This window comes from Streptomyces sp. GDS52 (genome assembly GCF_052246875.1).
GTDB lineage: Bacteria > Actinomycetota > Actinomycetes > Streptomycetales > Streptomycetaceae > Streptomyces > Streptomyces cathayae.
Genome location: NZ_CM125966.1, coordinates 1,653,224 through 1,665,542 on the forward strand (window position 1 = coordinate 1,653,224; position 12,319 = coordinate 1,665,542).

At 64.8% G+C, this 12,319-nt stretch carries 9 protein-coding genes and 1 pseudogene; 5 read left to right on the forward strand and 5 right to left on the reverse strand.

Annotated features, from left to right (window positions below; genetic code table 11):
- Nucleotides 1-35: 35 nt before the first annotated feature.
- Nucleotides 36-1,298: a cysteine desulfurase family protein gene (locus ACTWJ9_RS07490; RefSeq protein WP_443295467.1), complete on the reverse strand. Its 1,263-nt coding sequence runs from the start codon at nucleotides 1,296-1,298 to the stop codon at nucleotides 36-38.
- Between the two features lie 387 nt (nucleotides 1,299-1,685).
- Here ACTWJ9_RS07490 and ACTWJ9_RS07495 point away from each other — a divergent pair, with 387 nt between their 5' ends.
- The 5 genes from ACTWJ9_RS07495 to ACTWJ9_RS07515 all read left to right on the forward strand — a co-directional run bounded on the left by ACTWJ9_RS07495 (nucleotide 1,686) and on the right by ACTWJ9_RS07515 (nucleotide 7,919).
- Complete coding sequence (locus ACTWJ9_RS07495) at nucleotides 1,686-3,293, forward strand: DEAD/DEAH box helicase (RefSeq protein ID WP_443295468.1); 1,608 nt, start codon at nucleotides 1,686-1,688, stop codon at nucleotides 3,291-3,293.
- Complete coding sequence (locus tag ACTWJ9_RS07500; protein ID WP_443295469.1) at nucleotides 3,278-5,164, forward strand: ATP-binding protein; 1,887 nt, start codon at nucleotides 3,278-3,280, stop codon at nucleotides 5,162-5,164. Before ACTWJ9_RS07495 ends, ACTWJ9_RS07500 begins: the two co-directional genes overlap by 16 nt.
- A complete protein-coding gene (locus ACTWJ9_RS07505; RefSeq protein WP_443295470.1) occupies nucleotides 5,161-6,063 on the forward strand; it encodes a phospholipase D family protein in 903 nt (300 codons plus the stop codon). Before ACTWJ9_RS07500 ends, ACTWJ9_RS07505 begins: the two co-directional genes overlap by 4 nt.
- 335 nt (nucleotides 6,064-6,398) lie before the next feature.
- Nucleotides 6,399-6,902, forward strand: coding sequence for a hypothetical protein (locus ACTWJ9_RS07510; RefSeq protein WP_443295471.1), 504 nt, complete (start codon nucleotides 6,399-6,401; stop codon nucleotides 6,900-6,902).
- Nucleotides 6,903-7,118: 216 nt separating this feature from the next.
- A complete protein-coding gene (locus tag ACTWJ9_RS07515) occupies nucleotides 7,119-7,919 on the forward strand; it encodes a phosphoadenosine phosphosulfate reductase (RefSeq protein ID WP_443295867.1) in 801 nt (266 codons plus the stop codon).
- 113 nt (nucleotides 7,920-8,032) lie between these two features.
- Here ACTWJ9_RS07515 and ACTWJ9_RS07520 read toward each other — a convergent pair whose 3' ends face one another.
- The 4 genes and pseudogenes from ACTWJ9_RS07520 to ACTWJ9_RS07535 all read right to left on the reverse strand — a co-directional run.
- On the reverse strand, nucleotides 8,033-8,881 hold the full coding sequence (locus ACTWJ9_RS07520; protein ID WP_443295472.1) for a hypothetical protein: 849 nt from the start codon (nucleotides 8,879-8,881) through the stop codon (nucleotides 8,033-8,035).
- 60 nt (nucleotides 8,882-8,941) lie between these two features.
- On the reverse strand, nucleotides 8,942-10,417 hold the full coding sequence (locus ACTWJ9_RS07525; RefSeq protein WP_443295473.1) for a DNA phosphorothioation-associated putative methyltransferase: 1,476 nt from the start codon (nucleotides 10,415-10,417) through the stop codon (nucleotides 8,942-8,944).
- Between the two features lie 72 nt (nucleotides 10,418-10,489).
- Nucleotides 10,490-11,947, reverse strand: coding sequence for a restriction endonuclease (locus ACTWJ9_RS07530; RefSeq protein ID WP_443295474.1), 1,458 nt, complete (start codon nucleotides 11,945-11,947; stop codon nucleotides 10,490-10,492).
- Nucleotides 11,948-12,038: 91 nt separating this feature from the next.
- Nucleotides 12,039-12,203: pseudogene (locus tag ACTWJ9_RS07535) on the reverse strand (IS5/IS1182 family transposase); the annotation flags it as partial.
- Nucleotides 12,204-12,319 lie beyond the last annotated feature (116 nt).

A 12,319-nucleotide genomic window follows, 5' to 3' on the forward strand; every position in this document is an offset into this window, starting at 1 on the left:
CTGTGTCCAATGCGATTGCTCTAACAGGGCGACGGTCAGCAAGGACCGTGGGCTTCGGTCAGCGCGACGCGAACCTGCGTCACGGCGCGTTTGACGGCCTGCGCGGCGTGCTCGATCTCGGCATCCGTGGTGGCGTAGCCCAGCGAGAAGCGGATCGTGCTGTCGGCGTCTTCTCGGGACAATCCCATCGCCAGGAGCACATGGCTCGGCGTCGGAGCGCCGGATGCGCAAGCGCTGCCCTCCGAGGCGGCGACGTCGGGCATGGCCGCCAGGACTGCGTCCGCCGGCACCCCCGGAAAGGTGATGCTTGTAACGCCCGGCAGGCGCTGATCGCGCCGGCCGTTGATACGGCAGTCGGGTAGCGCACCGACCATCAGGTGTTCGAGTCGGTCACGCAGGGCCGCGACCCGCTCGGCTTCCTCGTTGAGGCCGCGGCGCGCGGCCTCGGCCGCTGCCCCCATCCCGATGATCCCTGCCACGTTCAGCGTGCCCGCGCGCCAGCCCCGCTCCTGTCCGCCGCCCACGAGGAGCGGCCGATGCGGCAGCGGCGCCCCGCGCCGTACATACAGGGCTCCAACTCCCTGCGGACCGCCGAACTTATGGGCCGACAGAGACAAGAGGTCGACGTCGAGTTCAGCAACGTCCACAGGGAGGCGGCCAATGATCTGAGTGGCGTCCGTGTGGATGAGTGCACCGGCTTCACGGGCCGCTTTGGCCGCGACGCGGAGGTCGGTGAGGACGCCGGTCTCGTTGTTCGCTGCCATGAGGGAGACCACACCCCCATGGCGTCCCGCGAAGACCTGATCCAGGGCGTCGAGATCCACCAGGCCGTCAGCGCCAACCGGCAGCAGCACAAGATCCTCGGGGCTCTCGACGGTGACCGTGCGGGCCATCTCCAGGACGGCCGGATGCTCAACAGGGCTTGTGACCAGGGGATTTCCGGCAGTGAACGCGGCACGGAGGGCCAGGTTGTTCGCCTCGGTCGCCCCGGACGTGAAGATGATCTCGCCGGGCGAGCAGCTGAGGAGGTCGGCTAGCCGCCGACGGGCGACGTCGACCCGATGAGCCGCCTGCCGTCCCGGTTGGTGCGCGCTTGAGGCGTTTCCGACCAACTGCATGGCCTCAAGAGCGGCCGCGAGGGCCTCAGACCGGATCGGGGCGGTGGCATTGTAGTCAAAATAGGACACATCAGACCCGTCCGGCCTGTTCATAATCCGCCACCCCGCTCCGCTCGTGTCGCACACCAATGTACTGCTGGTGGAAAGCTGCTCCCGCATCCAGGGTTCCACCAGGAGCACGAAGCGATCCTATCCACACAACAAGATCCACTATTTGAATCACCCAGAAGCGTGATGTCACAGACCTTTTATCGAACGAATGTTCTACCCCTTGGCGATGTGTACGCAACTCGCTCGCAGCAAGATCCACCCGAGGGGTCGGAGAACCTAGTCATTAAGTGACAAATCCCGGTCCTGGCTGGGGTTTTCGTCTGATGATGCTCCTGTTGTCAGTGCTCCCGATTAGGGTGGTTCGCACGCTGCGACATGGCAGTACCTGCCCGTTGGCGGTGCTTGGCGTGCTCGAACCGGGGGTGGGTTCATGATGACTGTGCTGACCGAGGCGCGTGCGGGCTCTTGCCCGCCACGCATCGGGCCGGTGATGCTGTGACGACGTGGTCACCGGGGATGTCCTTCAAGGCGCTTCTGGCCGATGCGCCGATGTCGTACATCCGGGCACATCTCGGCGATCAGCTGTGCGCCCTGCTCGATCTGATCGAGGGGGGCACAGCGGCAGATGACCGGCTGCGGGCCGTGGCCCCGATCGCCATCGACGCCGAGCGCCTGGTTGCTGACGAGGCCGAACGCTCCGCTCTCATAGCCTTGGCTCCAGGCCCCAAGCGGGCGGAGCTGGCGCAGCGCCTCGGCTCCGTGGGTGATGGACAGGCCCCGCTGGACTACCTTCAGAGCCTGAAGTGGACGGCGGACGAGCGACGCGAGCTGCTGGAGTTCTTGGGCTTCACTATCGATCGGGTGCCGTCCCTCCCGCCGGCGTTCAAGCAGGAGACGGCACCCGAGTACGGCTTGTTCCCGCATCAGCGACACGCGGCGGCCCGGGTCAAGGAATTGCTGTACGACGGCACGCGGCGGACAGTGCTTCATCTGCCCACTGGAGTCGGCAAGACCCGTACGGGCATGAGCCTGATCTGCGACCATCTGCGGCAACGTGAACCCACCGTGGTGGTGTGGCTGGCACACGGACAGGAACTGCTGGAGCAGGCCGCCGCCGAGTTCGAGCGCGCCTGGGCCAAAGTCGGCGACCGCCCGCTTCCCGTTCTGAGGGCATGGGGCAACGCCCCGGCGGAACTCGCAGGCATGACCGACGGGCTAGTCGTTCTCGGCCTGGAGAAGGCCGTCTCGACAGCAAAGTCGGACCCTCAGTTTCTGGCCACTCTCGCGGCACGCAGCACCCTGACCGTGTTCGACGAGGCACATCAGATCATCGCTCCCACCTTCCAGAGGGTCGTCGACGAGTTGACTATCCGTCATGACGCCAGCCTTCTTGGGCTGACGGCCACTCCTGGGCGTACGTGGGCCGACATCTCCAAGGACGAGGAGCTCTCCGATTACTTCTCCCGACAGAAAGTCATGCTGAAGATCGAGGGCTACACCAACCCCGTGACGGCCTTGATCGAACAGGGATACCTGGCAAAGCCGCTCATGAGGACCGTGGCCTCTGAGCCCGGCATGCACCTATCGGCCCGCGATCAGCAGCTTCTTGCACGATCGTTCGACATCCCGGCCGCGATGATGGCCGAGCTCGCGGGGGACGAGCAATGGAACCTCAAGATTGTCGAGACGATCATGGAGCTGCTCCAGGAGCAACACCGCCGGATCCTGGTGTTCGCCGCGTCCGTCGACCACTGCCGACTGATCGCGGCCGTGCTTTCCGCGGCAGGCATCGATGCTGAGTTCGTAACCGGCGAGTCCTCCCCTCGGCACCGCAGCCAGGTCATCTCTCGGTTCAAGGGGTCCGGTCGGCGCCCCATGGTTCTGTGTAATTTCGGCGTCCTGACGACCGGCTTCGACGCCCCAGCAGCCAGTGCGGCAGTGATCGCGCGTCCGACCAAGTCTCTGGTGCTCTACAGCCAGATGGTCGGCCGAGTCATCCGCGGCCCCAAGGCCGGCGGCACCCCTACCTGCGAGATCGTCACCGTCGTCAACCCGGAACTTCCCGGGTTCGGTGACGTGGCAGAAGCATTCACCAACTGGGAAGACGTATGGGAGATAGCGTGACCAGCGGCGGCAGCAACTACCGGATCGTCAGCCCTTCGCTGACCGTCAAGGCCATGCGGGACAGCGGCTACAAGAACACCGCCTACGCCCTTGCCGAACTGATCGACAACAGCATCGATGCCAAGGCCACGCTCGTGGAGGTCTTCGCCTGCGAGAAGCCGGTGAAGGTCAGCGCCCGGACCAGCCACCGCGTAGAGACGATCGCCGTTCTCGACAACGGCCACGGCATGACGCCCCCGCAGCTGCGGCGGGCCCTGAAGTACGGTGACGGCCAGGGCGCCGACCCCGGCCGCATCGGCCGTTTCGGCATGGGGCTGCCCAACTCCAGCATGTCCCAGTGCACCCGGCTGGACGTCTGGTCGTGGACCAACGGCCCGGGCAACGCCATGCACACGCACCTCGATCTCAAAGAGATCGAGGAAGGGTCGATCGATGACGTTCCTGAGCCCACACACGACCCGCTGCCGGACGAATGGCGGGACCTGAGCGAGGGACTCAGCGACACCGGCACGCTCGTCGTCTGGACCGACCTCGACAAGGTCAACTGGTACGGAGCCGCCGCCACCCTGAAGAACACCGCCGACCTCATCGGCCGCGTCTATCGACACTACCTCCACAACGGACGCGTCGACCTCCGGATGGCTCCCGTCCGAGACGGCAAGGTCACGGACGGCGAGTACTACGCCGTACCCAACGACCCGCTCTACCTGATGGCTCACACCTCCACCCCGGAGCCGTTCTCGGACAAGCCGATGTTCATGCCCTTCTCCATGGGCAGCGAGTCCGAACCCGGCGTGACGCACTTCCCCGTCATCCACGAGGGCAAGAAGCACAACATCACGGTCCGAGCCTCCATCGCCCGCCCGGAAGCCCGCCGTGCCGACGTCGAAGGCCACCCGTGGCCTGACGGCGTCAGCCGCACGTCCGACGCAGGCACGCTCCCATGGGGCAAGCACGCCGACCGCAACATCGGCATCTCGCTCGTACGCCAGGGCAGGGAGCTGGACCTCGACTCGTCCTGGGCGATCGGCTACAACCCGACGGAACGGTGGTGGGGCATCGAGGTGGAGTTCCCCCCGGAACTCGACCCCATCTTCGGCGTGACGAACAACAAGCAGAGCGCCACCATCTTCTCGTCCCTGGCCCACTTCAAATGGAAGGCCCATGCCGAGGCCGGCGAGTCTTTCAAGGGCTTCAAGGAGCGCCTCGTCGAACTCGGCGATCCGCGTCTTCCTCTCATCGACCTCGTGCTCTACCTGGAGGAGAAGCTCCTGCCGGCCATCCGGCGGCAGCTGAAACAGCAGACGGTCGGTACCCGCAAGACTAAGAAGCGGCACGACGATGACGTCGCATCCAAGGCCACGGACGCCGTCAAGCGCCGCAGCGAGGAGGGCCACACCGGCAAGACCGACGAGCTGGACGAAGGCGCGACTACCGAGACCAAGCGACAGGAACAGGTCGATACACTCACCCAGAGGCACCACCTGGACGAGGACACCGCGCAGTCCATGGTCGAGGAGGCCTTGGAGAAGGACCTTCGCGCACGGTGGATCTCCAGCTTTCAGGACACCTCCGCCTTCTTCAGCATCGACCTCATGGCCGGCATGCTGCAGGTGATCTTCAACGAGAAGCACCCCCTGCACTCTCAGTTGATGACCGTCCTCGAAGATGTCCCGGAAGACGCTGACGCGGACGAGCTACGCGACCGGCTCAACCAGGCCGCCGAGACCTTCAAGCTGCTGCTCTTCTCCTGGGCGCGCATGGAGGACGAGACCTACCCTGACCGTGAGCGCGAACGCATCGCGGACGCGCGTCGGGAGTGGGGCCGGTACGCTCGCGACTTCGTGGATGGAAAGGCCGGCGACGCGTGACCGAGCCCGCCCACATCTGGCGGCAGATCGAAGAACTGATGACGGGCGCCCATGGACGCGTAACCCTTGTGGCGCCCTTCATCAAGCGCGAAGTGCTGGCAGCCGCCCTCTCCGCCATCCCCGACTCAGTGGAGACCATCGACTGCATCACGCGGTGGATCCCCGAGGAGGTGGCGGCGGGGGTCTCGGACCCCGAGATCATTACCCTCGCGGAGGACGACAAGCGGCTGCGCGTTGCCCTGTGCCCGAGCCTGCACGCCAAGCTCTACCTCACCGGCGAACGCTGCCTGATCGGGTCGGCCAACCTGACAGGCAAGGCCACCGGGCGGGTCCCGAACCCGAACCTCGAGATCCTGGTCGAGGCGTCAGCAGCGCATCCCGAAGTCTCCCGAGTGCTCAGCGAGATCGAGGCTCGTGCGCTCGAGGCGACGCCCCACATGGCCGCCCTGGTGAGACAACAAGCGGAGCTGCTGAAGGCCCATCGCCCTGCTGCCTCCGACCAGCCACGAGAGGAAGCACAGCAGGGCTGGTACCCGGTCACGCGACGTCCGGAGACTGTGTACCCGTACTACTGCGGAAGGGCCCAATTCGGGCGATCCGTGGAAGCAGCCATCCTCCGTGACCTTGCGTTCCTGGGCATACCGGCGGGTTTGACCGAGACCGAGTTCACGGACTGGGTCGAAAGCCGCCTGCGCCAGATTCCTGCCCTCCAAACGCTGGTGCAGGGTGATCGCCTGACCAACGTCGAGCTGCAGCACGCACTGCAGGAGCAGGCGGGCTTGACCGATGAGCAGGCCAAGAGAGCGACTGAAACCATCGCCGCGTGGCTTCGACACTTCGGCCGCTTCTACACCGACGTCGGAACATGGGAAATCAGGCACGGACAAGAACTGTCGTAACCGCTCGCCTGACGTGACGCCGACCTCGGTACCGAGGCCGGCCCGCACCCGAATCTGATCGCCGGCGAGCTGCCGTCGGACCCGCCAACCTGAACCGCGGACTCGCCTAGGATCTGTTCGGATAGCCAGCTGTGGCGGCAGCGCCCCACCTGGCGGTCTCAAGGCAGGAACTCAGGTGCGGGAAGGTCCTCATGGCTCAAGCGCGGGTCCCCTACCTGCTCGGGCATGCTGAGATCGCTTCTCTCTTCCAAATCGAACGCCAGACATCTCAGAAGTGGCGTACGGAGGGCACGCTCCCCGAGCCCGACCTAGTCGCTTCTGGTAATCCTTACTGGTTGCTGACGACGGTGTTGAGCTTGGGCGGCGTCGGAGACCGGCAGGTTGATGAGCGGCAGCTCGACGCCTACAAAGCTGCCATCTCCCACGGCTACGTCCCGCGGGAGGATGAACAACTACCTGTGATCATCGGCATCCAGGAGGTGGCTCGCGTCCTAGGTCGAGACGCCCAGGCCGTCTCCCGGTGGCGTAACCGTCGACGTATCGCCGAGCCAGACCTCGTTCTCTCTGGCTCTCCGCTCTGGCTCTTGGAAACGATCATCGCGGATGCGTATCAGCGGCAGCGATCCGTCGTCCCCGCCGAAATCGCCCTGCTCCGCGCAGGACAGCGTGCCCCACAGAAGCCTCGCGGTCGCAGGTCAGGCAACCCCACCGTGCGCCCGCCAAAGGCGGTGGCGCCAGCAGCACGAACCTTCACGAGCGACGAGCAGGCCACCGCCGTGGAGTTCCTGGAATCGGTACTGACCCAGGGCTACTCCGTCGTGATCAAGCCTCAGACCTGACTCAACTGACCCTCTCCAACTAACGATCCCGAACGTCCAACGCCACCTGGCTGCGCCCACGTTCGCCGACAGCTGCGAGAGAAACACTTGATGAATGCCGGGATCATCCCTACTCTCTCTCACATGTCGATCTTGCAGCGCACCAGCGGCGCCCATAACGCCGACTCAACCGACACCGACCCACAGGCCGCCTTCTGCGAGCCGAACCACAACCCGATGAAGGTCGTCTCCTACGGAGGCGGCGTGCAATCAACGGCGCTGCTAGTGCTGGCGGCCCGTGGAGAGATCGACTTCCGCACCTTCCTCTTCGCCAACGTCGGCGACGACAGCGAGCACCCGGCAACGCTCACCTACGTTCGCGAGATCGCCATCCCGTACGCCGCACGTGCGGGACTGGATGTCCACGAGCTCAGGCGGCGCCGACGCGATGGGGCCGCGGAAACGCTCATGCAGCGGCTGAACCGGCCGGACACCCGGTCGATCCCCATCCCGGTCCGCATGGCCAACGGTGCTCCTGGCCGCCGCAACTGCACAGCCGACTTCAAGATCAAGGTGGTCGGCCGGTGGCTCCGGGAGCATGGCGCCACCGCGAAGGCCCCGGCGGTGGTCGGCATCGGCATATCGCTCGACGAAATCCATCGCGCCAACCGCCGGCGGAGGGAAGCCCACGAGATCATCGAGTACCCACTGCTCGACCTCGGGCTGCGCCGGGACGACTGCGAGCGCATCATCGCCGAGGTCGGCCTGCCGGTACCGCCCAAGAGCTCCTGCTTCTTCTGCCCCTTCCGCACCGTCGACGCCTGGCGCCACCAGCGCCGGCACGAGCCAGAGTTGTTCGCTCAGTCGGTCCGGCTGGAGGAGACGATCAACCGTCGACGGGCCGCACTGGGGCGGGATGCCGTGTATCTCACGAGGTACGGCGTCCCGCTCACCCAGGCCATCCCCGACCAGAGCCCGGGGGTAGATGACGTCGATGAGGATGAGGGGGCTTGCGACTCCGGCTGGTGCATGACCTGATACGTGCCGAGCAGGCCGCGATGGGTGGAGCCCGAAAGTCATGGCTTCGGGCCCCACCCATCATTTGTCCCTGTCGTCCGACGTGGCCGCCGCAGGGCGCTGCCGGTGGCAGATCAGAGCTCGGGCGGCTCACCGGGCTGAAGGTGGAGGACGGCGAGGTACTCGCCGTAGGGCATTTCTTCGTCCACCCAGCGGCTGCCCGAGGGGTCGGGAATCCACATGCCGTCGAGAAGGTACTTGTCATCGAAAACGGCGACGCGGTCCTCCTGCACCGCTGCCGCCATCAGCAGTTGGATTCCCAGCAGCAGCACCGTGGAGGCTTCCCTCAGCGCGCAAACCTCGGCGTGCCCGGTGGGAAAGACGTTCCCGTCCGCGTCGCTGTCCGGCTCAGGGATGGCGGCACGACCCCGGACGACCATCTCGTGCAAGGCAATCACCTGGGCCACCGCTGCCGCCACCGGCGTGCTGGCACCCGGCACGCCGTCCGGGGCATGCGTCCGCAGATGGTCAGCGACCGCGCGAGCATGGACGGGCCATTCCTCGGCGGGGTGATGCAGCCGCCGTTCGGCGGCCTCGACGGCCATCCAGGGCTCCGTGGCGTCCGGGTGCAGCAGCCGAACAAATCCTTCAAGTGCCGCGCGCAGGTAGCCGAGACGGACCTGGTGCTGCTGCCACTCCTCCATCATCTCGGTCCAGACGGCGTCGAAGTCGAGGCCCTCCGAGCACATGCCGCCGTCGTCGTACGACATGTCGAACGTCACCGAGCGCAGGCCCTGGGCGAGCCGCAGCCACTTGTAGGCCGTATCCCAGACGTCCTGCGCCCCGGGGACTCCGGTGACGGCGGAGGCGTGCTGCACCCAGTCGGTGAGTTCACGGACGTGGTCCTCGGACTCGGACAATGCGAGCGTTGACAAGGTGCGGTACGAGGGCAGGCAGGAGCCCTCCATCCGGGTAGTGGTCATAGGGTGGAGCGTGGCACACAGCACTGACAATCGCTCCAGCGCCGTGCACCGATGCGACGCTCAGGTGGTAGTGGTGCGGCGTACGAGCCGGTGGCCGCGCAACTCCCGCCCGCAGCGTACGAGTTCCCGCTCCCAGCCCTCTTCGGTGCCGATCAGGTGCGGGCTCTCGTAGAGGCCGGCGCGAACCTCGGCCTCCGTGAGCCTCCGGTACTTGGGTGCGCCGGGATCGTCCTCGGCAAGGAATTCGTGCTTACGGTGGAGAAGGGGACGGTTGGTGGAGTCCGCGTACGAGGTGAAGGAGGACTTGAGGGTCTTCAGGTCGACGGCGTACGAGGCCGCGATACGCGGGTGGGGATCCGTGTCGAACTCGGGGTAGTCGAGCCAGCTGACACCGCGGCCCTGGTGACGGAGCTTGACGACGGACCACTCGCCAGGGCGGCCGGCAGCGATGCTCGCGCACTGCTCGTACAGGCGCAGCACGGCCGGGATCCGGTGGAGTGCCCGGCGGTGCACGTACAGGGCGGTCGCGGTGAATTTACCGGCGATCGATCCGTTCATCGCGCGACGGACGTAGGCGTCGTCGCGCAGCTTGAACAGCAGCCGATCGGCTCGCTGGCACGCCTCGGTGTATGAGGGAAAAAAAGCACGGATGTCCAGTTGAACCGGCAGGGGCAGACTGCTCACGGGGCCTCGGCCATGGAACAACTCCAGCGCGAGGAACAGCAGCGTGTCGAGGGCTCCGCGTTCGGCGCTCCGCTCCACCTTCACCGGGTCGGCTTCCTGCTCGGCAAGGCGCTTCAATTCACCGGGGCGCAGGTGGCCGAGCAGGCTGATGATGGACTGCGGCATTTCCTCAAGCTGCGGCATCCGGCCCCGCTGCTCGAGATGAGCGACAACCGAGGTGATCGCCGAGGCGGTGTCCTCAGAAGCCAGCCATCCCCCGTCAGGGGCGACCTGGCGGGCGAGATAGCTCAGGCGGGCCGCATCGTCCTTGAAGGCGTAGACGATGCCCGGCGCCGCCGACACGCAGCGGACGCCGGTTGCTTCCTCTACGTATTCGCGCAGCTCGCCGGCGGCGTAGAGGTGCTGGAATGTGCGGCGCTGAGTGAGGATGCCGTCGCCGTACTCCGTGCCTTTGATCTGGTTGCGCTCCCACCTCAACCGTGCGGACACCACGAGCACGGACTTGGTGAGTGCCCAAGCACGCAGGAGCGTCTCTCGTCGTTCGTCGGGATTCTCGATGACGTTCAGGACATAGGTGAGAAGGACCACCTCGGCAGCCTCGCGCCGCCCATCCGGGAAATGCACCGGGTCCCACCCTGCGGCATCAAGACCGAGGTGCTGCAGTGCCCGTACATCGCCGCCACGTCCGCACCCGTAGTCCAGCACTCCCGTGTCTGCTTCCAACTGGAGATCGCCGACTGCACGGCGGGCCGGTAGCGAGAGGCCGACACGACCGATGGCGGTCCGATGCCTCTGGCTGCTCCAAAGCTGCTGTGTCATCGGTGTCCCCTGAGTCCACGGACAGGCCAGCATGCGACAGCACCGAACCTTATCTGATACCCGATACGATGACCCGGTTGTGCGGAGCCGCACCTCACAAAATCGCTAAGGAACCGGCTGGACGATATCCGCATATCGCCGCAGAACTTGCGGATTACGTCGCAGGCGCTGCTCGATCTCCGCTCTTCCCCACCAGCCGGTGAAGCAGTCACCACGCTGCGCTATTTCGTCCAGCAGGTCGATGGTAGCTACTGCTGGCTGACTTGACGTGGCAAGGAAATAACCCTCGGCTTTATACATGAATAGCGTGTCCAAGATCCCGCCACCCAGATCAGATCGACCAACGCTGCGCTTGCGGGCCTTGCATTGGATAATGACGCGGCGTTCTCTTGCCACCGCCTCACCTTCCATGACTGCCGCACCGGTAGTGGGTGGCGTTACCCAAGATGCAACGATGTCTCGGCCACCATCGCGTTCACGTGAAGCGCCGATCGCGCGGACCTCACGCACACCCGGTTCACACTCGAGCAAGTCGTAGATCAGTCGCTCGAATCTTCCGCCGTCGATTTTCTCGGACCAGGTGAACTCGCTGGGCGGGAAAAGTCGCTCCTGTTCAATACGATTCCGCTCAAGAACCAGAGAGCGTTCTCGCGAGAATCCCGAAAGTCCGCTCTCATGACGAAGCAGGACAGCGCGATTCCCACTGGATAGGACAACACTATCCTCTAAGGGAACAATGGTCGCACTGGCGGCTGGACTAGCACTTCCAAGCAATACCCCTTCCAACCCAAGAACGCGATCTGCGACGTGGAGAAGTTCTCGAGATACGTAATGGTGGAAGTGATTGCCGGTATAGAGGAACCCATTAATTCCCGCAATCTCTTCACTTGGATCGACACGCACCGCCTTTAGGAAATGGGCAACTTCTGCGGACTCGACCACGGCAACCGACCCGTCGTAGGTCCGATAGTAGAGCCAGCCAGTGCTATCCCTTTGAAAAAAGAGATCCCCTTCCGATGCCTCCGTCCGCAACTGTTCAGCGACACCCCTCGCCCAGATTTGATCAGTTTGACGAGTTGGGTCATAACCGTCATCCATGGGCGATGAATGTTGGGGGTGCCAAAGAGTGGTTACCCTATGAGCTAGACGTTCAAACAAAGCTAGATGCCCGAACAACTCTTCCGCAGAATCAAGCCCTACATCATCCGGAGGCAACAAGTAGTCTGCCCCTTGTTCCGGGACAAGGTAACGGCCGGAGAGCTCACCTGGAATCATCGTGGCTGGATGTTCAATATCGATCAGCGTCGCGGAAAAAACGCCTGTGTGCCGAAAAACGGAAGCCGCCAGCAGTGAGTAAACGTCGTGTAGGTCGGTCCGATCTCTGCTGAAGATTCGGGAGGCGCTGCAGTGCAGGGATGTGAAAACATCTCCGCCAGGTGTCTGCTCAAATATCAGTGACAGAGGAGAGCAAGACAGACCTATCCGCAACCAATCGGGACGTTCATGGATCTCAAAGCCAATGTCGTCCGCCCCCAGCAAGGACTCCTTGATCCTCTCAAGCACTGCGCGCGCCTCCCCTCCCGATGGACGCACTTCGCGTCCAACAGGAGCTGAGTCTATGAGCTCTTTCAGGGTTGCCGCTCCGGAGCGAGGAGGCCGCGGCAATTGACAACCTTCCATCCGGTCTGCCTCGGACTCGTCGAAAGGCGTGCCAGGACTCCAGTCTGGCCAGGCCGCGTTCGGTCGGCGCCCGTGCTGCGGAGAGCGCGCGGTTGACCGTGCCCTGGGTCGACGACCACTCGCGGCCGGGTGGGCGTTGGCCCTGAGAGCCAGCCGAGCCCGCTAGCCGCCGTCGTGGCCACAGCGCCGCTGCGTGCGGTACCACCAGCGCTGGGGCTACGGCGGGCAAGCCGAGTGGAGGGGCTAGCAGAGTTC

Bases quoted from the DNA above. Each gene is read 5' to 3' on its own strand.
- ACTWJ9_RS07525 (WP_443295473.1), bottom strand. From the start codon at position 10,417: ATGCTGGCCTGTCCGTGGACTCAGGGGACACCGATGACACAGCAGCTT.
- ACTWJ9_RS07520 (WP_443295472.1), bottom strand. From the start codon at position 8,881: ATGACCACTACCCGGATGGAGGGCTCCTGCCTGCCCTCGTACCGCACC.
- ACTWJ9_RS07500 (WP_443295469.1), top strand. From the start codon at position 3,278: ATGGGAGATAGCGTGACCAGCGGCGGCAGCAACTACCGGATCGTCAGC.
- ACTWJ9_RS07495 (WP_443295468.1), top strand. From the start codon at position 1,686: ATGTCCTTCAAGGCGCTTCTGGCCGATGCGCCGATGTCGTACATCCGG.
- ACTWJ9_RS07515 (WP_443295867.1), top strand. From the start codon at position 7,119: ATGAAGGTCGTCTCCTACGGAGGCGGCGTGCAATCAACGGCGCTGCTA.